This window comes from Enterobacter sp. UPMP701, from assembly GCF_053709515.1.
The window spans coordinates 111,733-133,568 of record NZ_JBSKJN010000002.1; the positions used below are offsets into that span (position 1 = coordinate 111,733).

Below are 21,836 nucleotides of genomic sequence, written 5' to 3' on the forward strand. Positions count from 1 at the left end.
AGTATTAAGAAAACAATACAAAAATGGAATAACATGACCAGCAAACCGATGTATCGACAGATTGCAGACGCGTTGCGTGAGCAAGTTCAGCGCGGCGAACTTAAAGCGGGTGATGCGTTACCTACAGAATCCGCCCTGCAGGAAGCCTACGCAGTCAGCCGTGTCACGGTACGTCAGGCGCTTAAGTTGCTCACCGAACAGAACATTATTGAGAGCATTCAGGGCAGCGGATCGTATGTGAAAGAGGAGCGGGTCAATTACGATATTTATCAGCTCACCAGCTTTTACGAAAAACTCGCGGACCGGAATGTAGAAACCCACAGCGACGTGCAGATTTTTGAGGTTGTCAAAACGGACGAATCGCTGGCGCAGACGCTGCTGCTGACAACGGGCGAGAAAGTCTGGCATGTCAAACGCGTACGCTTTATTAAGCAAAAACCGGTGACGCTGGAAGAGACATGGATGCCGCTCGCGCTCTTTCCCGACTTGACCTGGGAAGTGATGGAAAACTCGAAATATCACTACATTGAGCAGATCAAAAAAATGGTTATCGATCGCAGCGAGCAGGAGATCGTCCCGGTCATGCCGGATGAGGAAACGAGCGCCGCGCTCGGTATTGATCCCGCCAAACCGATCCTGGAAAAAATTTCGCGCGGCTTTCTCAAAGACGGCAGAGTGTTTGAATACAGCCGCAATCGTTTTAAAAGCGAAGATTACCGCTTCACGTTAATTGCGCGTCGCCATCACTAATTTTCACGCCCTGTATTACTACAGGGCATAATAATTGATGGGGAGAAATATTTCTGTCTGTACCTTTTTGTAAGGCCTGGCAAATTTACTATTTACGACATAAATAATATAAAGTGAGCGCGCTCACGCTTATTATTTTCATTTTAACAAAGCCTACGCTTTAACCCCTTATCAACGCTGGATCTTCGTCATTCATTCACTAAAGAGATGAATTGCCACGCTTTCGTTTTCTTTTCGCGCAGTTCATACTACTCGCGGATATAATTTCTCTTTTCCGGTTTCGTTATGCCTCATTCTCGGCGTGGTCTTATACACAAAGGGATTCAGGTTATGAAACTCAAGAAAATTGCTTTCCTCGTGCTCACCCTGGCGGCATCTGCGCAGGCCTCCACAAGCAGCGTCGCCCCCTCCGCCTCTGCTTACACCCGTGAATATAACGCGGCGATGTATCAGAAGCTCAATTTCAATGACAAGCGCGATATCGACGATGCAAAACGTGGATTTATCGCCACCATCGATCCTTCGGTCATAAAAAACGATAATGGCAAAACTGTTGTTAACCTTGAAAACTGGTCATTTTTAAAAGGTGAAGCGCCCGATACCGTTAACCCTTCCCTCTGGCGTCATGCTCAGCTGAATAATATTAACGGTCTCTTTAAAGTGACCGATCGCGTATATCAAATACGCGGTATCGACGTTTCAAACATGACCATCATAGAAGGCGATAGCGGATTAATTATCATCGACCCACTGGTTATTCCCGAGTCAGCGCGTGCCGGGCTGGAACTTTATTATCAGCATCGGCCCAAAAAGCCGGTTGTCGCGGTGATTTATTCCCATAGCCACCTCGACCACTTTGGCGGCGTCAAAGGCGTAGTGTCCGAAACGGATGTGAAAAGCGGCAAAGTCAAAATATACGCGCCGGAAGGATTTATGGAAGAAGCCGCCAGCGAAAACCTCCTGGCCGGTAACGCGATGAGTCGTCGCGCGCTTTATATGTACGCGATGATGGTAAAACCCAGCGCGGTGGGCCAGGTGGACGATGGGATCGGTAAAACTATCGCCACCAGCAAACACACGCTCATCACCCCCACCAATATCATTAGCCAGCCTGAGCAGCGCGAAAAAATTGACGGCGTTGAAGTGAATTTTATGCTCGCGCCGGGCGCAGAAGCGCCATCAGAAATGATGATGTGGTTCCCACAGTTCAAAATGTTTGATGGCTCCGAACTCTTCAACGCCACGATGCATAACCTGTATACCCTGCGCGGTGCGAAAGCCCGCAGCGCCGTTAACTGGTGGAAAGCGCTGGATAAAGCGCTGATTAAATATGGCGATCAGGCGGAGATCGCGCTCAGCCAGCATCTGTGGCCGGTCTGGGATAATGCGCGGGTGAAAGATTACATCGCCTCTCAACGCGACATGTACAAATATATCAACGACCAGTCGCTGAACCTCATCAACAAAGGCTACAGCATGGATGAAGTGGCTGAAAAACTTACCCTGCCAGACAGCATCGGTAAACGCTGGTTCAACCGGGGCTACTACGGCTCGCTCAGCCATAACGCCAAAGCAATGTATATGTTTTACATGGGCTGGTACGACAGCAACCCTGCTAATTTGAACCCACTTCCGGAGAAAGAGGCCGCCCCGAGATATGTTCGCCTGATGGGGGGCGAGAAGAAAGTTTATGAGCAGGCAAAACAGGCGGCGGACAGCGGGAATTATCGCTGGGCGGCGCAGCTGCTCAATCATCTTATTTTCGCTAATCCTGGTAACAAGCAGGCGAAAGATCTGCAGGCGGAAATCTTTACGCAGCTGGGCTATCAAAGCGAAAACGCCATCTGGCGCAACGAATATCTCAGCGGAGCGAAGGAGCTTCGTGATGGCGTTCCTGTCCTGCCGGTCGCCAGTACGCTGGATAGCGATTTAACCGCCAGTATCGAGCCTGAAACCCTGCTTGATTATATGGGCGTGACGTTAAACGGCCCGAAAGCGGACGGCAAAACCCTTCGTTTCAACTGGACGCTGCCAGAGGGCGACACCTATGGCGTGGAGCTCAATAACAGCGTGATTATCTATCACAAAGGGCTACCGTTTACCGATGCGGCATTCAGCCTCAAAGCCAATGTCGTCGACGTGGCGCGGCTGATAAGCCACAGCGCCCCCGTGGATAAAATCCTGGGCGATGGCACGGTATCTCTAAAGGGTAACCCGCAGAAACTGGACGAATTACTCGGGCTACTGGATGTCTTCCCGCCGATGTTCAATATCGTCACCCCTTAAACTCTGACGGCTCCCGGCTTGAGCGGGCGGGAGCCCTGCGCCTAAAAATAACAGGAGGGCTTTATGCGAAGCTCTGAGCGTAACCTTTTGGTCGCCATTATAGTTTTGATAGTGGGAATGCTGCTCGTCTTATTGCCGGTCTATGTGCGCGCCGATAATGCCCGCGACTGGCAAAACATGCCAAAAGATAAAAACCTGATTTTCGGTTACTACAGTAATATTCATACCAACACATCCATTGACAGCGCCCTGCCCGTGGACGGCGCGAGCGTCGATGCCGATCTCTACCTGCTGCGCTTTGCCCGCTCTTTTGATATTGACGGGCGAATATCGGCGATACAAATCATTCAACCTTACGCCAGCGTGACGGCCTCACTCGATAACGCCCGGTATTTCACCGGATCGCTGAGCCATGAAAATCTCGGCGATACGCAGGTTATTTTTGCCCATAACCTGTTTGGTGCCCCCGCGCTAAGTGAAGAAGAGTTTCGCCGCTGGCAGCCTGAAATGTTTCTCAGCGCCGCCATGTGGCTCACGTTACCGACCGGTGACTACGACAGCAGTAATACGATCAATATCGGCGCGAACCGCTGGTCGTTTAAACCCGAACTGGCGTTTGGCTTGCCCCTTGGCCCAACCTGGCTGGAGCTTAACAGCTGGGTAAGTTTTTACACCGACAATAAAGACTATCAGCAAAACAGCCGCCTTGAGCAGCGCCCGCTCTATACGCTGGAAGGCCACTGGAGCTATACCCTTTCCCCCGCGCTGTGGCTGGCATTAGACGGAAGCTGGGCAAAAGGAGGTGAAACACGCGTTGATGGTCAGTTACAGGACGATGAGCAGGAAAACGTGCTGCTGGGCGGCTCCGTCGGCTTTATGCTGAGCCCGCACTTTGGTGGAATGGTCGCTTACACCGATACAGCCAAACACCGGGATGCCTCACCTGACATCACAACGTGGACCTTCAGGCTTCAGTATTTCTGGTAAGGAGACGACGTCAATGCGCTGTATGACATTGTTTATCGCGCTACTGGGCGCGTTGCCAGTACTGGGCCTGGCGGAAGAGACGGATGCAGTAGAAAAAGCCACCAATCCGCTGCATCTTTCCACTTCAATCGCGCTTCAGGACTATTACACCCCGGCGCTTTACGGTAGCGATCAGCACACCAACGATACGCTGATGCGCGCAACCGTGCCGATTGCCGCTAACGACTGGGTGCCTGTGCCGCAGATTCTGCGCATAACCGCCCCGCTCGCTACCCGCCCCCAGCCCGGCAGCGGCTACAGCACCGGGTTAGGTGATATCAATCTGTTCGATATTTTTCTGCTTAAACAGGACGGGGTTAAAATCGGCGTCGGACCGCTAATCACGGCCTCTTCCGCCTCGGAAGACGAACTGGGAAGCGGCAAATGGCAGGCGGGGTTATCCGCTATCGCCATCAAATCCAGCCCCAGATGGATGGCGGGCACGCTGGTGCAGTGGCAAACAAGTTTTGCGGGGGATGGCGAACGCGATGACGTAGAAACGGGTACGTTTCAGCCCATCGTGGTCTATAAGTTGCCAAAAGGCTGGTATTTACGCACCTCCGGCATCTGGACCTTGAATATGAAAAATGATGATTATTACATCCCACTCGGCTTTGGCGGCGGACGTGCCTGGGCAATGGGCGATAAAGTCATGAGCACTTTTGTAGAGCCGCAATGGACCGTGGCACATAAAGGGGACTATTTACCGGAGTTCACCCTGTTCGCCGGTGTCAGTATCACAATGTAAAAAAAGGCCGCTTTACAGCGGCCAACCATGTCGAAACGGACATTTTTTTATACTTCAACGCTCCCCGTTCGGGGAGCAGAGAGGACTTACTTAATGATGGATTTCAGTGCTTCGCCGATATCCGCCAGGCTGCGAACGGTTTTCACGCCTGCGGCTTCCAGCGCTGCGAATTTCTCATCAGCCGTACCTTTACCGCCAGCGATGATCGCGCCTGCGTGACCCATACGCTTGCCTTTCGGCGCGGTCACACCCGCGATGTAGCCCACAACCGGCTTGGTTACGTGTTCTTTGATGTAAGCAGCCGCTTCTTCTTCCGCGCTACCACCGATCTCACCGATCATCACGATCGCTTCGGTCTGTGGATCTTCCTGGAACAGCTTCAGGATGTCGATGAAGTTAGAGCCTGGGATCGGGTCACCGCCGATGCCCACGCAGGTGGACTGGCCGAAACCGTAATCGGTGGTCTGCTTAACCGCTTCATAGGTCAGGGTGCCGGAACGGGAAACGATGCCCACTTTACCCGGCTTGTGAATGTGCCCCGGCATGATGCCGATTTTGCATTCGCCCGGGGTGATTACGCCTGGACAGTTCGGGCCGATCATGCGCACACCTGCTTCATCCAGCTTCACCTTCACGGTCAGCATATCCAGCGTCGGGATACCTTCGGTGATGGTGATGATCAGTTTGATGCCTGCGTCGATCGCTTCCAGAATGGAGTCTTTGCAGAACGGTGCCGGAACGTAGATCACGGTCGCGGTTGCGCCCGTCGCTTCTACCGCTTCACGCACGGTGTTGAACACCGGCAGGCCCAGATGCGTGGTGCCGCCTTTACCTGGCGTTACGCCGCCAACCATCTGCGTGCCGTAGGCAATCGCCTGTTCGGAGTGGAAAGTCCCCTGGCTACCGGTGAAGCCCTGGCAGATAACCTTGGTATCTTTATTAATTAAAACTGACATTATTTCCCCTCCACTGCGGCAACAACCTGCTGAGCTGCATCCGTCAGACTTTTCGCTGCAATAATATTCAGGCCGCTGTCAGCCAGTTTTTTCGCGCCGAGTTCAGCGTTGTTACCTTCCAGACGTACAACAACCGGAACGTTAACACCCACTTCTTCTACCGCACCGATGATACCGTCAGCAATCAGGTCACAGCGGACGATGCCGCCGAAGATGTTAACCAGTACCGCTTTAACGTTGTCGTCAGAGAGGATGATTTTAAACGCTTCGGTTACGCGCTCTTTGGTTGCGCCACCGCCCACGTCGAGGAAGTTTGCTGGCTCACCACCGTGCAGCTTAACGATGTCCATGGTGCCCATTGCCAGGCCCGCACCGTTAACCATGCAGCCGATGTTGCCATCCAGCGCGACGTAGTTCAGTTCCCACTGCGCAGCCTGCGCTTCACGCGGGTCTTCCTGAGACTGGTCGCGCATTTCACGCAGATCCGGCTGGCGGAACAGCGCGTTGCCGTCAGCGCCCAGCTTGCCGTCGAGGCAGATCAGGTCGCCCTGAGTGGTGATCACCAGCGGGTTGATCTCGATCAGCGCCAGATCGCGCTCCAGGAAGATAGTCGCCAGCCCCATGAAGATCTTGGTGAACTGCTGAACCAGTTTACCTTCCAGGCCCAGTTTGAACGCCAGTTCGCGCCCCTGGTAAGGCATTGGGCCCGCCAGCGGATCGATAGCTACTTTGTGGATCAGGTGCGGGGTTTCTTCCGCCACTTTTTCGATTTCCACGCCGCCTTCGGTAGACGCCATGAACACCACGCGACGGGAGCTACGGTCTACAACCGCGCCCAGGTACAGTTCTTTCGCGATGTCGGTCGCCGCTTCCACCAGGATCTGGTTAACCGGCTGGCCGTTCGCATCTGTCTGGTAGGTTACCAGACGCTTGCCGAGCCAATGTTCAGCAAACGCACGAATTTCTTCTTTGCTCTTAACAACCTTCACACCGCCCGCTTTACCACGGCCACCAGCGTGAACCTGACACTTAACTACCCACGGGCCGGAACCGATTTTAGATGCGGCTTCTTCTGCTTCACGCGGGGTAGTACAGGCATAACCCACCGGAGCCGGTAAGCCATACCGGGCAAACAGCTGTTTGGCCTGATATTCATGTAAGTTCATGTGTTCTATCCATCCTTCAGGTAATCGTTAGGTAGTGCTTTTGTAGGCCCGGCAAGCAACGCGCCGCCGGGCAAGACTGCAAAAACTAGACGTCCAGCAGCAGACGCGTTGGATCTTCCAGCAGCTCTTTAATAGCAACCAGGAAGCCTACGGACTCGCGGCCGTCGATCAGGCGGTGATCGTAAGAGAGCGCCAGGTACATCATTGGCAGGATCTCCACTTTACCGTCAACCGCCATCGGACGATCTTTAATGGCATGCATACCCAGGATCGCGCTCTGCGGCGGGTTAATGATCGGGGTAGACATCAGCGAACCGAATACGCCGCCGTTGGTAATGGTGAAGTTACCACCGGTCAGGTCGTCTACGGTCAGCTTGCCGTCGCGGCCTTTCACGGCCAGCTCTTTGATTTTTTTCTCGATATCAGCCATGCCCAGGGTGTCCACATCACGCAGAACTGGGGTCACCAGGCCGCGTGGGGTAGAAACCGCCATGCTGACGTCGAAGTAGTTGTGGTAAACCACGTCATCGCCATCGATGGACGCGTTCACTTCCGGGTAGCGTTTCAGCGCTTCAACCACCGCCTTCACGTAGAAGGACATAAAGCCCAGACGGATACCGTGACGTTTTTCAAACGCGTCACCGTACTGCTTACGCAGGTCCATGATTGGCTTCATGTTCACTTCGTTGAAGGTGGTCAGCATCGCGGTGGAGTTTTTCGCTTCCAGCAGACGCTCGGCCACACGCTTACGCAGGCGCGTCATTGGTACGCGTTTTTCGCTGCGGGCACCCAGAGCAGGCTGAGCTGCTGGTGCTGCCGCAGGGGCTTTCGCTTCTGCCTGAGCAGGCGCTTTCGCCAGGTGTTTGTCGATGTCTTCGCGGGTCAGACGACCGCCCACACCGGTGCCTTTGATGGCTGCCGGGTCAAGGCTGTGTTCAGCCAGCAGGCGACGGATCGCCGGGCTGAGGGCGTCGTTAGACTGTTCTTCCAGAGAAGCCTGCTGGCGCTGAGCCGGCGTAGAGGCTTTCTCTTCAGATTTCGCGCTGGACTCTTTGCCCGCGCTGTTGCCTTCACGCAGGCGACCCAGGATCTGACGAGAGGTGACGGTGGTACCTTCATCTTCCAGCACCGCGTCCAGAACGCCATCCGCCGAAGCCGGTACTTCCAGTACCACTTTGTCAGTTTCGATTTCTACCAGCACTTCATCGCGCTTAACGGCATCGCCTGGTTTTTTGTGCCAGGTAGCGACGGTCGCATCTGCTACGGATTCAGGCAGGTCGGGAACAAGAATATCTACGCTACTCATTTTGTATCCTTTAATTAATCGACGTTCAGCGCGTCATTGACCAGATCTTGTTGCTGCTTCTGGTGAACGGACATATACCCTACCGCCGGAGAGGCGGAGGCCGGGCGACCTGCATAGCGCAGGGCTGACCCAAATGGAATCACTTCACGGAAATGATGCTGGCTGCAGTACCATGCGCCCTGGTTGAGCGGCTCTTCCTGGCACCAGACAAAATCATGTACGTGAGCGTACTGTTTCAGCACTTCCTGCATCGCCTGATGCGGGAACGGATAAAGCTGTTCGATACGCACGATGGCGACATCTTTCTGATCGTTCTTGCGGCGCTGTTCCAGCAGGTCGTAATAAACCTTACCAGAACACATCACCACACGCTTCACGGCCTGCGGATCCAGCTCGTCAATTTCACCGATGGCCGGCAGGAAGGTGCCGTTCGCCAGCTCTTCCAGGCTGGACACCGCCAGCGGATGACGCAGCAGGGATTTCGGCGACATCACTACCAAAGGACGACGCATACCGCGCAGCGCCTGACGACGCAGCATGTGGTACACCTGAGCCGGGGTGGACGGCACGCAAACCTGCATGTTCTGCTCGGCGCAGAGCTGCAGATAACGTTCCAGACGCGCGGAGGAGTGCTCCGGACCCTGTCCTTCATAACCGTGCGGCAGGAGCATCACCAGGCCACACATACGGCCCCACTTCTGCTCACCGGAGGAGATGAACTGGTCGATAACCACCTGCGCGCCGTTGGCGAAGTCACCGAACTGCGCTTCCCAGATGGTCAGGGTGCGAGGTTCTGCCGTGGCGTAACCGTATTCGAAGGCCAGGACCGCTTCTTCAGACAGCACGGAGTCCCAGACCTTGAACTGGCCCTGACCGTTATGCACGTGCTGCAGCGGGGTGTAGGTTGAACCGTTAGACTGGTTGTGAACAACCGCGTGACGGTGGAAGAAGGTGCCACGGCCCGCATCTTCACCGGACAGACGAACAGGAATACCTTCGTCAACCAGCGTTGCGTAAGCCAGCGTTTCTGCGCCGCCCCAGTCGAACAGCTTCTCGCCTGCCGCCATAGACTGGCGGTCAGCGTAGATTTTCGCCACGCGAGACTGCATCTCGATAGCGTCCGGCACGGTGCTGATGCGTTTAGCCAGCTCCTGCAGGCGCTTCATCTCAACCTTGTTCGGGTAGCTCTCATCCCACTCGTGGTTGAGGTACGGCGACCAGGTAAAGGAGTGCATGTTCATTGGACGCAGCTCTTTCACTACGCATTCACCCGCGTCCAGCGCGTCGCGGTAGAGGTTGACCATTTCGGTCGCATCTTCCAGCGTCGCCACTTTTTCGCTTTCCAGCTTGTCAGCATAGATTTTGCGTGGCGTCGGGTGTTTTTTGATTTTCTGGTACATCAACGGCTGGGTTGCACTTGGCTCATCCGCTTCGTTGTGGCCGTGACGGCGGTAGCAGAAGAGGTCAATGAACACATCACGTTTAAAGGTGTTACGGAAGTCCAGCGCCAGACGGGTAACGAACGCAACGGCTTCAGGGTCATCCGCGTTAACGTGGAAGATCGGCGCCTGTACCATCTTACCGATGTCGGTGCAGTACGGGGTAGAACGCGCATCCAGCGGGTTAGAGGTGGTGAAGCCCACCTGGTTGTTAATTACGATGCGAACGGTACCGCCCACTTCATAACCACGCGCTTTCGACATGTTCAGGGTTTCCTGAACCACGCCCTGCCCTGTGACCGCCGCATCACCGTGAATGGTGATTGGCAGCACTTTGTTGCTGCTTGGCTCGTCCAGACGATCCAGACGCGCGCGCACGGAGCCGATAACCACCGGGCTGACGATTTCCAGGTGTGACGGGTTAAACGCCAGCGCCAGGTGAACCAGACCGCCTTCGGTTTCGATATCCGACGAGAAGCCCATGTGGTACTTCACGTCGCCGGTGCCGAGGTGTTCTTTATGTTTGCCTGCGAATTCGTCGAACAGGTCCTGCGGTTTTTTACCCAGCACGTTGACCAGCACGTTCAGACGACCACGGTGCGCCATGCCCAGTACCACTTCACGGGTACCGCTCTTGCCTGCGTGACGAATCAGCTCTTTCAGCATCGGCACCAGTGCGTCACCGCCTTCCAGCGAGAAGCGTTTTGCGCCCGGGAATTTCGCGCCCAGATAGCGCTCAAGGCCTTCCGCTGCGGTCAGTTCGTTCAGGAAGCGTTTCTTCTCGTCGGCCGAGAAGGTCGCGTGGCCCGCTACAGATTCGATACGCTGCTGGATCCAGCGTTTCTCTTCGGTAGAGGTAATGTGCATGTATTCCGCGCCGATGGAGCCGCAGTAGGTTTGCTTGAGCGCGTCAATCAGATCGCCCAGCTTCATCGTGTCTTTGCCGATGGCAAAGGAACCTACGTTAAAGCTTTCCTGGAAATCGGCCTCGGTCAGATCGTGATACGCCGGATCGAGATCGGCCACACGTTCCTGCTGCCACAGTCCCAGCGGATCGAGATTCGCATGCTGGTGACCACGGAAGCGATAAGCGTTGATGAGCTGCAGGACTTTAACCTGCTTCGCATTGGTGTCAGGGTCGGAAATCGCAGAAGAGTAACGTGAGGCATCCTTCGCCAGACGACGGAAATAATCACGTGTTTTGGAATGGAATTGATCCGGTTTGACCCCTGTGCCAGGCAACTGCTGGAACATGGAACGCCAGTTTGCGTCCACTGAGTCAGGATCGGTTAAGAAGTCTTCATAGAGCTGTTCTATCCAGCTCTGGTTCGCACCAGAGAGGTAAGAAGAGTCCAGCCAGGCTTTCATTGCGCCGTTCTGCATCGTGATCCCTTAAGCATTTTTATGCTTACTTTCGCCGTAGAAACTACCACGCACACCACGTGTACGTGCCGGGGTTCACCTGCGAGCTCTTTGTGGCCCGCGAAGGAACCTTTAGAAACTGTCTTAAGGGTTTCCCCTCACCCCGACCCTCTCCCACAGGGAGAGGGGGAAGGTCGTCGGCAGTTTTTAAAGATTTCCTGCAATCTGTTCCCTCTCCCTTTGGGAGAGGGTTAGGGTGAGGGGAACAGCGCTCCCCTCTCACTACTTACGCACTGCGCTGCAGCAGCATCGACTTAATATGGCCGATGGCGCGCGTCGGGTTCAGCCCCTTCGGACACACACTGACGCAGTTCATGATGCTATGGCAGCGGAATACGCTGAAAGCGTCACTCAGTCCTTCCAGACGGCTGTCGGTTTCGGTGTCGCGGCTGTCGATCAGGAAGCGATAGGCAGCCAGCAGACCGGCCGGGCCGATAAACTTGTCCGGGTTCCACCAGAACGACGGGCAGGACGTTGAACAGCATGCGCAGAGAATACACTCGTACAACCCATCGAGTTTTTCACGCTGCTCAGGAGACTGTAAGTGCTCGCGAGCGGGTGGATTTTGCCCATTATTCAATAAGTAAGGCTTAATCTTCTCATATTGTGCATAGAATTGCCCCATGTCTACCACCAAATCACGCACGACCGGCAGGCCTGGCAGAGGACGGATAACAATTTTCTGGCCAGGACGCTGCAACGCTGAAATTGGCGTGATGCAGGCCAGACCGTTTTTGCCGTTCATGTTCACACCGTCAGAGCCACAAACCCCTTCACGGCAGGAGCGGCGGAACGACAGCGTAGGATCTTTTTCTTTCAGCTGGATTAAGGCATCCAGCAGCATCATGTCACGACCTTCTTCCGCTTCGAGGGTGTAATCCTGCATACGCGGAGCATCGTCTACATCCGGGTTATAACGATAAACTGAGAATTCGAGTTTCATTATCCTGTCTCCGCATTAGTAAGTACGAATCTTCGGCGGGAACGCCGGACGCAGTTTCGGTTCCATATTGACGCTACGACGCGTCATGGTTTCCGACTCTGGCAGATACAGGGAATGGCACAGCCAGTTTTCGTCATCACGATCCGGGAAGTCGAAGCGGCTATGCGCGCCACGGCTTTCGGTACGGAAGTTTGCCGACATCGCGGTCGCGAACGCGGTTTCCATCAGGTTATCCAGTTCCAGGCACTCAACGCGCTGGGTGTTGAACTCGCTGGAGGTATCGTCCAGACGGGCATTTTTCAGACGCTCGCGGATCGCTTTCAGCTGCTCAAGCCCTTTGGCCATCGCGTCGCCTTCGCGGAATACCGAGAAGTTGTGCTGCATGCACTCCTGCAGCGCTTTACGGATTTCCACCGGGTCTTCGCCGTTACGGTTACCGTTCCAGCGGTTGAGGCGCTCAAGAGAGGCATCGATTTCGTCGTCGGTCGCATCACGCAGCGCGCCCTGCTCGGCTATGGATTCCTGCAGATGCAGACCCACCGCACGACCAAACACCACCAGGTCCAGCAGGGAGTTGCCGCCCAGACGGTTTGCGCCGTGTACGGATACGCAGGCAATTTCGCCCACCGCGAACAGGCCAGGAATGACCACGTCTTCGCCCTGCTCGTTCACGGTCAGCGCCTGACCGGTCACTTTGGTCGGAATACCGCCCATCATGTAGTGGCAGGTAGGGATAACCGGAATCGGCTCTTTCACCGGGTCGACGTGCGCGAAGGTGCGGGACAGCTCCAGAATGCCCGGCAGACGGGATTCCAGCACTTCTTTACCCAGATGGTCGAGCTTCAGCTTCGCGTGTGGACCCCATGGGCCGTCACAGCCGCGGCCTTCACGGATTTCGACCATGATGGAACGCGCCACCACGTCACGACCCGCCAGGTCTTTCGCATTCGGGGCATAACGCTCCATGAAGCGCTCGCCGTGTTTGTTCAGCAGGTAGCCACCTTCACCACGGCAGCCTTCCGTCACCAGAACACCCGCGCCGGCGATACCGGTTGGGTGGAACTGCCACATCTCCATATCCTGCACCGGTACGCCCGCGCGGATAGCCATACCGACACCGTCACCGGTGTTGATGTGGGCGTTGGTGGTGGACTGGTAAATACGGCCTGCGCCGCCGGTCGCCAGCACGGTCGCGCGGGCTTTGAAGTAAACCACTTCACCGGTTTCGATGCACAGCGCGGTACAACCGACGATTGCGCCATCGGCGTTTTTCACCAGATCCAGCGCATACCACTCGGAGAAGATGGTGGTGTGGTTTTTCAGGTTCTGCTGATAGAGCGTGTGCAGCAGCGCGTGACCAGTACGGTCAGCCGCTGCCGCAGTACGTGCCGCCTGCTCGCCGCCGAAGTTTTTCGACTGGCCGCCAAACGGACGCTGATAGATGGTGCCATTTTCCAGACGGGAGAATGGCAGACCCATATGATCCAGCTCCAGAATCGCTTCCGGGCCGGTTTTACACATATATTCGATGGCGTCCTGGTCACCGATGTAGTCGGAACCTTTTACCGTGTCATACATGTGCCATTCCCAGTTATCTTCATGGGAGTTACCCAGCGCAACGGTGATACCGCCCTGCGCAGACACAGTGTGGGAACGGGTCGGGAAAACTTTAGAGAGCAGCGCACAGGTCTGGCCGCTCTGGGAAATTTGCAGTGCGGCACGCATACCTGCGCCACCGGCACCAATTACAACAGCATCAAATTCTCTGACTGGCAGTTTCATTACACACCCCACACCACAACGAATCCATAAATAACGTAAACCACCAGTGCAACAACAATGGCCAGCTGCAGTGGGAGGCGAATCGCCAGCGGTTTAACGTAATCGGTCAACACCTGCCACATGCCAATCCACGCATGAATAAGGATGGAGAACAGAGCCAGCAGGGTGAACACTTTGGTGAAGGCGGATCCGAAGAACCCACTCCAGATTTCCCACGTCAGCGTGCCGCTGGTCGCGAAGAAACCGATCATATAGATGATGTAAAGGGTGAGAACGATAGCGGTAGCACGGACAAGAATGAAGTCATGTACGCCGTTGCGTCCTAATGCGGAGGCGTTGCTTACCATACGAGAACTCCTGCGAGAAGTGAAAGCACGACAGTAATCACAAATGAAATGTTAGCGGAGCGTTTCCCGGCCTCGAAAGTCTCTTCCAGATAGCCAAAGTCCATCAGCATGTGGCGTACGCCGCCAACAACGTGATAGGCCAGCGCGGTGAGAATGCCCCACATGATAAATTTCACGAAGAAGCTGTTCATGATGGCAGAGGCCTGGAGGAATCCTTCAGGGGAAGAGAGGCTGGTGCCCAGTAACCACAGCAGAATACCGACCGCCACAAACGTAATTACACCTGAAACACGGTGCAGAATGGACGCTATTGCTGTTACGGGGAACCGGATCGTTTTCAGATCCAGATTGACAGGTCTTTGTTTTTTCACATTTCTTATCATGAATAACGCCCACATGCTGTTCTTATTGTTTCCTTCCTCCGGACTGCGATGCGGGTCAAGCAGCGTTCCTTTTCTATAACTGCGCGTCATGCAAAACAATGCTTCCAGATGCTTAAACGACACATTACAACGCTGGGTGGCTCGGGATTGCAGGGTGTTCCGGAGACCTGGCGGCAGTATAGGACGTTCACAAAATCATTACAATTAACCTACATACAGTTTGTCGGGTTTTCTCTGGAACAGTGATCAGGGTCACGATAACAACATCTTTTTAATTTTTAATCATCTGATTTGACAAATGTTAAACAATATTGTTACAAACGTCATCAGAAAAGGCATATAATGCGCAAAAGTTATGAGGTCTCTCTTTCACCTGACAAATAGTTATGTAACAGTGTGATGGTATTGACCGAAGTTATCAGGACAGTTATTAGTGATATACAGGTTTGAATAATTCGGACTGCAAAAACGCTGATTTGCTGTTGTTTCACTGATATTTCATTCGTTTACCTGCAAGGCGCCATAGCTCTGTACCCTGGTTACTCCTCGTGAGCTGAGCGGTAAGCCAAATAACAATCTGGTAACGGTGATTAACAGCTGAAAGCAAATCCGGTAAAGCGCAGTCTTAAGCATAAGGCGCTAAGGAGACCGTAAATGGCTGATACAAAGGCAAAACTCACCCTCAACGGTGGTGATGCTATTGAACTGGATGTGCTAAAAGGCACGCTCGGTCAGGATGTTATTGATATCCGTACGCTGGGTTCCAAAGGAGTTTTCACCTTTGACCCTGGATTTACCTCTACCGCATCTTGCGAATCCAAAATCACCTACATTGACGGTGACGAAGGTATCCTGCTCCATCGCGGCTTCCCCATCGATCAGTTAGCCACCGAATCCAACTATCTGGAAGTGTGCTACATCCTGCTGAACGGCGAAAAACCGACGCAGGCACAGTACGATGAATTCAAAACTACCGTAACCCGTCACACCATGATCCATGAGCAGATCACCCGTCTGTTCCATGCGTTCCGTCGTGACTCTCACCCGATGGCGGTGATGTGCGGGATTACCGGTGCGCTGGCGGCGTTCTACCACGATTCTCTGGACGTGAATAACCCGCGTCACCGTGATATCGCGGCGTTCCGCCTGCTGTCCAAAATGCCTACCATGGCGGCGATGTGCTACAAATACTCCATCGGCCAGCCGTTTGTGTATCCGCGCAACGACCTCTCCTACGCCGGTAACTTCCTGCGCATGATGTTCTCCACGCCGTGCGAAGAGTATGAAGTGAACCCGGTACTGGAACGCGCGATGGACCGTATTCTGATCCTGCACGCTGACCACGAACAGAACGCTTCGACCTCTACCGTCCGTACCGCAGGCTCTTCAGGCGCGAACCCGTTCGCCTGTATCGCGGCGGGCATCGCCTCCCTGTGGGGACCGGCGCACGGCGGCGCGAACGAAGCGGCACTGAAGATGCTGGAAGAGATCAGCTCCGTTGAGCACATTCCTGAGTTCGTGCGTCGCGCGAAAGACAAGAATGATTCTTTCCGCCTGATGGGCTTCGGTCACCGTGTTTACAAAAACTACGACCCGCGCGCGACCGTCATGCGTGAAACCTGCCACGAAGTGCTGAAAGAACTGGGCACGAAAGATGATCTGCTGGAAGTGGCGATGGAGCTGGAACACATCGCGCTGAACGACCCGTACTTCATCGAGAAGAAACTCTACCCGAACGTCGATTTCTACTCTGGCATTATTCTGAAAGCGATGGGCATTCCGTCTTCCATGTTCACCGTGATCTTCGCCATGGCGCGTACCGTAGGCTGGATTGCACACTGGAACGAAATGCACAGCGAAGGCATGAAGATCGCTCGTCCTCGTCAGCTGTATACCGGTTACGAGCAGCGTGATTTCAAATCAGATATTAAACGTTAATGCGTTTTGCCTGCTAAAAACGCGCCCGAGGGCGCGTTTTTTATTAGTTTAAATTGTATTTGAACCCCACACGCAGTTGATATTCACTTTTTGTATCATCGTCATCTTTATATTCGTCCAAATACCCAATTTCAAAGAAAGGATAGAACCGTGGCGTGGTATGGAAATTAAAAACCACGTTGTGCTGTAAGGTGTGATTTTTGCCATTGGCATACACGAATTTATCAGAGTGCGTTTTACTGTAATACGTCGGGTTATATTGCATCCAGAAGTCAGGGGCGAAATATTTCGTCAGATAAATATCCACGCGATGCTCTGACGAATCATCCCAATCCCCCTGTCGCGTTTCACTGTCATGATTCTGATGATTGTAGCGATAACGCAACACCGCCCCCAGTGTCGGATCAAAATGGTAACCAATCCCAATGTAAGGATCGATGCGAGACCCCGCCGATTCCCAATGGAAAACGGTACCTGGCTCCAGCCAGAACTGGCTAGCGCCGAGCGGGAAGGGTTTATTGAACTCCGCCTCCTGGTAACTACTTTTCCACTGATCCATGTGCTTACCTAAATCAGCATCGGTTTCAAAACTCCAGTACATGCTTTTCAGGATACTGTCCGGATCCTGAACCACGCCTGTTAGCATTAAACGTTGTAAAAAACTTTCGCTGGCGGTGCGGTATTGCGTACGCGGGGCAAAAAATACCGTAGTAAACGGTGTCGCTTTTACCGGTGCGGCAATAATATTATTATTATTTTCTGCACACACGCCCAGTGAAGAAAATGTTATTGCTGCTAATAGTATTACGCTTTTCCTTTTCATTATATAATCCTTGCCATTACAGAGATAAGTGCTCCCCTGTCTAATAAAAGACATAATGTAGAAAACAGGGAGAGCGAGATATTACCAGTAGCTATTCCATGACGAGGTCGCCCGTGCAATGGCTTCCATCAGGAAATAATCGCCCCAGGCACAGCATTCATTCACGCCAACGTTACCTTTAAAATAATAAACAGAATGTTTGAGTAATCCTTCCCCCTGCTGATGCGTCTGATTGAGGCAACGATCGATCATGCTTTCAATCATTTTTAACCCAAGCACCTCATAGCTTTCACGATCCGGATGGGTCACCGGTAACTGTTTCACCAGCTCCAGCAGTGCACAGGCAAGAATGGCGCTGGCAGAGCTGTCACGCTCGCTGTTCGGGTCCGTTAACGCCAGGTCCCAGTAGCAAATAAGATCGTCCGGCAGGCGGTTGATAAAGTAGTTCGCCAGGGTCTGGCTCAGCTCCAGCAGCTTTTTATCACCGGTATAGAGATAATTAAGCAGGAAACCATACACGCCCCACGCCTGCCCGCGCGCCCAGCAGGAATCATCAGAGAACCCCTGGTGGGTATTGCCAAACCGTGGCTCACCGGTGTTGACATCCATATAGTACGTGTGGAATGTCGAACCATCTTCGCGAACAATATAGCGCCGTGCCTGTTCAATATGCCTTTTTGCGGCTTCAGCATAGCGTGGCTCACCGGTAATAAGACTGGCCTGATATAACAGCGGCAAATTCATATTACAGTCGATGATCATTCTTCCCTGCTGCTCAGGGTTATCCAGCTCCCCCCACGCCTGAATAATGCCGCAGCGGTGATGGTAGCGCTCCATTAACACTTCAGCGGCCTGCAGGGCGATGTATTTTGCCTCTCTGTCGCCCGTCAGCTTGTTGCCTGCGATACAGGAGAGACTGTATAAGAACCCCAGATCGTGGTGATTTGTACAATCACGTTTGGCAATACGTTCACCAAATGAGCGGACATGCTGCTCAGCTAACCTGCGATAGCTTGCTTCCCCGGTCCATTCCCACGCGAGCCAGAGTTGCCCGGTCCAGAAACTGGTCGTCCACTCCTGATTATCAATGACCGGATACTTACCGTTACGACAGGCCGCATCGGGAAAGCGCTGTCCGAACCAGGCCATGTTCCGCTCAACCGCGCTGACGATTAACGGCATGGCATTACGGATCTTGGTTGCAATCGCCGCGCGCTCACCATGGCGCAGCACAAAAGGGACAATCGGTTCCTTACGTATATTCTCAGACATCATTCTCTCGTTCTCGTTGCTTCAGTGAAGGGCTTCCTGACCCGGTGACGGAAGGACCGGGGTCTTTTTGTGCTGGTAACACGCACAGAGGGTAAACGCAGAAATTCCCGTAAACACCAGTGCTATCAGCCCCATAATCAGATAGGTGTGCTCAAACCCAATCGTCTGGTAGGCATAGCCAGCCGGGGGCGCCACCACAATTGAGCCCACATAGATCATCGCCTGATACCCCAGCAGATACATCGTGGCGTTGACGCGCTTATCAAAATGCTCGGCGATGTACTTAAAGACCGAAACCAGAATCAGGGCGATTTCGATCCCATACAGCGGTTTGATCAGGCAGATAATGACCGGGTCGCTTGTCAGGCCGGAGACAATTAATCGAAGGCTGATCACCAGTCCGGTCAGCAACATTCCCTGTTTAGCCCCAATGCGATTAATAATGGCGGGCACTAACATCATGCCGAAAAACTCCGCCGCAGATTGCGTTGTACTCATATAGCCAAACATGGCATTCCCCTCTTCTTTTGTGCTGAAGAAGGTGACGAAGTAGCGGGAAAACTGCTGTTCAGCGATAAACATCATCCACGCCACACCGGCGATGTAGAGCGCAAAGGTCCAGAATTTTTTATTACGTAACAGGTTATACACGTCGCCGATCACGATTTTTTCTTTCGACAGAACGTTGTTCTCTTCCTGACCGAAATGATCGACTTTGAGCGTCAGCAACACCGCAAGCATGCACAGCGCGGAAAGGCTACTGATAACAAAGTTAATTTTTGGCGAGATGTTATAGAGATAACCGGAAAATGAGGAGGCCGTGGCCCAGCCCAGCGCGGCCCACATGCGGATACGGCCAAACTCCATATCGTATAAACGGCTGAAACGGTCGACATAAGACTCTTCCGCCGCCACCCCCGCATACCAGCCAAGGCTGAAAAACAAGGCCCCGACGATCATACCGCTGACAAAATGGGTCTCCAGCAGCGGCAGATAGCACCAGATAAAAAAGGGAGCCATTAATGCGGAAACGACGCAGACAAAGTAAAGCAGATGCTTTTTCATGCCCATCTTGTCCATGATATAGCCGTAGATGGGCTTAAAAATGACGGCAAAAACGCCGTTAACGGCAAACACCGTGCCAATTTCGATGCCATCAAGCCCGGCTTTATCCCCCAGCCAGATAGCGTAAAGACCAAAACTGGCAGCCCAGGTAAAGGTAAACAGAAAAACGAAGAGGCTTAGTTTGATGTAAGCCGAACGTGTTGATTGAACAGGGTTCATGGTTATCTTTCTCCGCACGCACGCCAGGTGCGTCAGTTATTGTATGTGTAGGGTATTCGTGTTCAGCGTGAGAACCTGGCTCTGGGGATCGAAAGCCAGTGTCATCGGTGGCGGCAGGACAAAGTCCATCGTGGCCGTTACGACACACGCCAGCCAGTGCGTACCCGGTTCAAGCAATGCGCCCAGACAGGGGATCTCGCCCGGTGCGGCATGGAGAATGTGGCTGTTGGGGGGCGTCGTGACGGTCAGGGCGTGACGCTCGCAGAGCAGATCCACAATCTGGCTACACCCGGACAAAGTGTTGAGCGTTACCTCGTGGGAAGCCTTACTGGTCTCCACGAGTAAATCACGATTGACGGCGAACCCGCCCTCGACGCTGTCGAGCGTGCGCAGGGTTTCAACCCGGTGGAGTCGGATGTGTCCCTGTTGATGCGGGATAAGCCAGGTCGTAACAAGTACATCCGACCAGGGTTGCCAGGTACTGCGGAGCCAGGCGTCAGTCATCTCGACAGAGGTGCATTCACGACGTCCGCGCCAGTAGTTATCCTGTTCGCTGAGCATTAGCATGGAATCGCAGGCCGCATGATTCAGGGCATCATTTCCCCGCGAAAGCGTGAAACCAAAGTGGCTGGAATAGGCAAATTTGCTGTATTTCGCCTCGAAATTGACGAAGTTATTCCGATCGTATTGACCCGACATCAGCATCCACACGTGCCGGTTTTCGTCGGCATGAACGATGATTTGCCCGGCCTCTTTTATCTGATGGATATTTTCCCGCACCGGCAGCGGTGCGGGCTCGGCCTGCCAGAATGGGCTGTCATCCGGCAACGCAAGGATCAATAATGTTTTGCAGGCCCACCAGGGAGAGCACGGACTGTTGTAATCTTCCGTCATCACCAGGTTCGGGTAGGTATACCCCAGGGTAAATAAGCCCTCCTTGTCAGTGAAGGGCTGCGCTATCCACCAGTTGAGATGGCGAAGGATCAGACCTTTTACAACCTCCAGCGACAGTACATCCAGCCCGGTATAGGCCACTGCACTCCAGAATGCGGCCTGGACAAAGCGGTAGGTCAGGCTACGGCCAAACGGTATCGCATTGCCGTCGGCGGTGAAATAGTGGATATAGTCGTCCGCAAACTGACGCGCCCGCTGGCGATAACAGAGACAACGGGTTGGATCGACATCCTGCATAAAGTGGCTGTACAGCAGACTGTAAAAATGGAAACCGCTGGAAATGTAGTAATCGCGTGGCTTTCCGGCGCCGTCGGAATACCAGCCGTTACCCAGCCAAAAAGGTTCGACCGCGTTCAGATGCTTATCTATCACCATCATGTCGTAATGGCGCCCTACCTGTTTCAGGCCAACCTGAACCAGCACCGGGAAAAAATGCCAGTTATTATCTGGGATGGTTATATCGGCGCTCTGACGCAGCCAGCGCTCCAGATTGTCCTGCTCGTCAGGGGAAAGCCCCTGCCAGATCCCCGTTTCCGGTAAGGCCAGCGCCAGACCAAACGCCGCCATTTCAACACAGCGCTGGTCGTTGTCAGACAGATCGCCCCAATAGTCCGGATGCTGAGGATCGCAACCGCATCGGATGCCCTGTAAAAACAGGTCCCGATACCCACCCGCGTCACCCCCGCTCAATAGCGGAGCAAGCGCCCACATCAGACGAGCAAAGCCCTCAATGCCCGCGATATCGTCCGAATAGTGAGCCACCGTTTCCCCGATGTGCAAACGGGTGTTTTCCCGGTTCAGATGGGGCGTGGCAGCGGCGATCCAGCCCTCTGCGACTCGGCAATAATCGTTCCTTGTTTGCATAATGAAACCTCGTTTCATTTGATGATTTCGGGGCATCATAAGGATTCAGGGACGCAGACAAATGTGATAATTGTCGTATTTTCAAACAGCGCAGGTGATTATGAACAACATTGGCTGGAATTCTGGCGGGAAAGTTTGGTTAAAATG

17 protein-coding genes are annotated in these 21,836 nt (G+C 53.7%); 5 read left to right on the forward strand and 12 right to left on the reverse strand.

Annotated elements, in window-relative coordinates; genetic code table 11:
• The first annotated feature begins 33 nt into the window (after positions 1 to 33).
• The 4 genes from ACWKXT_RS06065 to ACWKXT_RS06080 all read left to right on the forward strand — a co-directional run bounded on the left by ACWKXT_RS06065 (position 34) and on the right by ACWKXT_RS06080 (position 4,810).
• A complete protein-coding gene (locus tag ACWKXT_RS06065) occupies positions 34 to 750 on the forward strand; it encodes a GntR family transcriptional regulator (RefSeq protein WP_454528796.1) in 717 nt (238 codons plus the stop codon).
• Between the two features lie 330 nt (positions 751 to 1,080).
• Positions 1,081 to 3,036, forward strand: coding sequence for an alkyl/aryl-sulfatase (locus tag ACWKXT_RS06070; RefSeq protein ID WP_454531958.1), 1,956 nt, complete (start codon positions 1,081 to 1,083; stop codon positions 3,034 to 3,036).
• A 63-nt stretch (positions 3,037 to 3,099) separates the two neighbouring features.
• Positions 3,100 to 4,023 (forward strand): transporter, encoded by a 924-nt coding sequence (locus ACWKXT_RS06075; RefSeq protein ID WP_454528794.1) that lies wholly within the window; start codon positions 3,100 to 3,102, stop codon positions 4,021 to 4,023.
• A 13-nt stretch (positions 4,024 to 4,036) separates the two neighbouring features.
• Positions 4,037 to 4,810: a hypothetical protein gene (locus tag ACWKXT_RS06080; protein ID WP_454531959.1), complete on the forward strand. Its 774-nt coding sequence runs from the start codon at positions 4,037 to 4,039 to the stop codon at positions 4,808 to 4,810.
• Between the two features lie 86 nt (positions 4,811 to 4,896).
• Here ACWKXT_RS06080 and sucD read toward each other — a convergent pair whose 3' ends face one another.
• The 8 genes from sucD to sdhC all read right to left on the reverse strand — a co-directional run bounded on the left by sucD (position 4,897) and on the right by sdhC (position 14,569).
• Positions 4,897 to 5,766, reverse strand: coding sequence for a succinate--CoA ligase subunit alpha (gene sucD, locus ACWKXT_RS06085; protein ID WP_008501094.1), 870 nt, complete (start codon positions 5,764 to 5,766; stop codon positions 4,897 to 4,899).
• Positions 5,766 to 6,932: an ADP-forming succinate--CoA ligase subunit beta gene (gene sucC, locus ACWKXT_RS06090; RefSeq protein ID WP_006809579.1), complete on the reverse strand. Its 1,167-nt coding sequence runs from the start codon at positions 6,930 to 6,932 to the stop codon at positions 5,766 to 5,768. Before sucC ends, sucD begins: the two co-directional genes overlap by 1 nt.
• Positions 6,933 to 7,017: 85 nt before the next feature.
• Complete coding sequence (gene odhB, locus ACWKXT_RS06095; RefSeq protein ID WP_080327873.1) at positions 7,018 to 8,238, reverse strand: 2-oxoglutarate dehydrogenase complex dihydrolipoyllysine-residue succinyltransferase; 1,221 nt, start codon at positions 8,236 to 8,238, stop codon at positions 7,018 to 7,020.
• Positions 8,239 to 8,252: 14 nt separating this feature from the next.
• The gene (gene sucA, locus ACWKXT_RS06100) at positions 8,253 to 11,060 is read right to left on the reverse strand and encodes a 2-oxoglutarate dehydrogenase E1 component (RefSeq protein WP_454528792.1); all 2,808 of its coding nucleotides are present in this window, start codon (positions 11,058 to 11,060) and stop codon (positions 8,253 to 8,255) included.
• A 265-nt stretch (positions 11,061 to 11,325) separates the two neighbouring features.
• Complete coding sequence (gene sdhB, locus ACWKXT_RS06105) at positions 11,326 to 12,042, reverse strand: succinate dehydrogenase iron-sulfur subunit SdhB (RefSeq protein WP_008501090.1); 717 nt, start codon at positions 12,040 to 12,042, stop codon at positions 11,326 to 11,328.
• A 15-nt stretch (positions 12,043 to 12,057) separates the two neighbouring features.
• Positions 12,058 to 13,824 (reverse strand): succinate dehydrogenase flavoprotein subunit, encoded by a 1,767-nt coding sequence (sdhA, locus tag ACWKXT_RS06110; RefSeq protein ID WP_454531960.1) that lies wholly within the window; start codon positions 13,822 to 13,824, stop codon positions 12,058 to 12,060.
• Positions 13,824 to 14,171, reverse strand: a complete 348-nt coding sequence (gene sdhD, locus ACWKXT_RS06115) for a succinate dehydrogenase membrane anchor subunit (protein ID WP_008501088.1) — start codon at positions 14,169 to 14,171, stop codon at positions 13,824 to 13,826. The genes sdhA and sdhD overlap by 1 nt, the downstream gene beginning before the upstream one ends.
• Complete coding sequence (gene sdhC, locus ACWKXT_RS06120; protein WP_165853329.1) at positions 14,165 to 14,569, reverse strand: succinate dehydrogenase cytochrome b556 subunit; 405 nt, start codon at positions 14,567 to 14,569, stop codon at positions 14,165 to 14,167. The genes sdhD and sdhC overlap by 7 nt, the downstream gene beginning before the upstream one ends.
• Before the next feature lie 639 nt (positions 14,570 to 15,208).
• Here sdhC and ACWKXT_RS06125 point away from each other — a divergent pair.
• On the forward strand, positions 15,209 to 16,492 hold the full coding sequence (locus ACWKXT_RS06125) for a citrate synthase (protein ID WP_454528790.1): 1,284 nt from the start codon (positions 15,209 to 15,211) through the stop codon (positions 16,490 to 16,492).
• Between the two features lie 43 nt (positions 16,493 to 16,535).
• On the opposite strand, the gene ACWKXT_RS06130 is transcribed toward ACWKXT_RS06125, so the two are convergent.
• The 4 genes from ACWKXT_RS06130 to ACWKXT_RS06145 form a co-directional block, all read right to left on the reverse strand.
• Positions 16,536 to 17,315, reverse strand: coding sequence for an oligogalacturonate-specific porin KdgM family protein (locus tag ACWKXT_RS06130; RefSeq protein WP_454531961.1), 780 nt, complete (start codon positions 17,313 to 17,315; stop codon positions 16,536 to 16,538).
• Between the two features lie 81 nt (positions 17,316 to 17,396).
• Positions 17,397 to 18,587: a glycoside hydrolase family 88 protein gene (locus tag ACWKXT_RS06135; protein WP_454531962.1), complete on the reverse strand. Its 1,191-nt coding sequence runs from the start codon at positions 18,585 to 18,587 to the stop codon at positions 17,397 to 17,399.
• Positions 18,588 to 18,608: 21 nt separating this feature from the next.
• Complete coding sequence (locus ACWKXT_RS06140; protein WP_454531963.1) at positions 18,609 to 19,871, reverse strand: oligosaccharide MFS transporter; 1,263 nt, start codon at positions 19,869 to 19,871, stop codon at positions 18,609 to 18,611.
• 36 nt (positions 19,872 to 19,907) lie between these two features.
• Positions 19,908 to 21,689, reverse strand: coding sequence for a DUF2264 domain-containing protein (locus tag ACWKXT_RS06145; protein WP_454531964.1), 1,782 nt, complete (start codon positions 21,687 to 21,689; stop codon positions 19,908 to 19,910).
• Positions 21,690 to 21,836 lie beyond the last annotated feature (147 nt).

Bases quoted from the DNA above. Each gene is read 5' to 3' on its own strand.
- ACWKXT_RS06065 (WP_454528796.1), top strand. From the start codon at position 34: ATGACCAGCAAACCGATGTATCGACAGATTGCAGACGCGTTGCGTGAG.
- ACWKXT_RS06070 (WP_454531958.1), top strand. From the start codon at position 1,081: ATGAAACTCAAGAAAATTGCTTTCCTCGTGCTCACCCTGGCGGCATCT.
- ACWKXT_RS06075 (WP_454528794.1), top strand. From the start codon at position 3,100: ATGCGAAGCTCTGAGCGTAACCTTTTGGTCGCCATTATAGTTTTGATA.
- ACWKXT_RS06080 (WP_454531959.1), top strand. From the start codon at position 4,037: ATGCGCTGTATGACATTGTTTATCGCGCTACTGGGCGCGTTGCCAGTA.
- sucD (WP_008501094.1), bottom strand. From the start codon at position 5,766: ATGTCAGTTTTAATTAATAAAGATACCAAGGTTATCTGCCAGGGCTTC.
- sucC (WP_006809579.1), bottom strand. From the start codon at position 6,932: ATGAACTTACATGAATATCAGGCCAAACAGCTGTTTGCCCGGTATGGC.
- odhB (WP_080327873.1), bottom strand. From the start codon at position 8,238: ATGAGTAGCGTAGATATTCTTGTTCCCGACCTGCCTGAATCCGTAGCA.
- sucA (WP_454528792.1), bottom strand. From the start codon at position 11,060: ATGCAGAACGGCGCAATGAAAGCCTGGCTGGACTCTTCTTACCTCTCT.
- sdhB (WP_008501090.1), bottom strand. From the start codon at position 12,042: ATGAAACTCGAATTCTCAGTTTATCGTTATAACCCGGATGTAGACGAT.
- sdhA (WP_454531960.1), bottom strand. From the start codon at position 13,824: ATGAAACTGCCAGTCAGAGAATTTGATGCTGTTGTAATTGGTGCCGGT.
- sdhD (WP_008501088.1), bottom strand. From the start codon at position 14,171: ATGGTAAGCAACGCCTCCGCATTAGGACGCAACGGCGTACATGACTTC.
- sdhC (WP_165853329.1), bottom strand. From the start codon at position 14,569: ATGTGGGCGTTATTCATGATAAGAAATGTGAAAAAACAAAGACCTGTC.
- ACWKXT_RS06125 (WP_454528790.1), top strand. From the start codon at position 15,209: ATGGCTGATACAAAGGCAAAACTCACCCTCAACGGTGGTGATGCTATT.
- ACWKXT_RS06130 (WP_454531961.1), bottom strand. From the start codon at position 17,315: ATGAAAAGGAAAAGCGTAATACTATTAGCAGCAATAACATTTTCTTCA.
- ACWKXT_RS06135 (WP_454531962.1), bottom strand. From the start codon at position 18,587: ATGTCTGAGAATATACGTAAGGAACCGATTGTCCCTTTTGTGCTGCGC.
- ACWKXT_RS06140 (WP_454531963.1), bottom strand. From the start codon at position 19,871: ATGAACCCTGTTCAATCAACACGTTCGGCTTACATCAAACTAAGCCTC.
- ACWKXT_RS06145 (WP_454531964.1), bottom strand. From the start codon at position 21,689: ATGCAAACAAGGAACGATTATTGCCGAGTCGCAGAGGGCTGGATCGCC.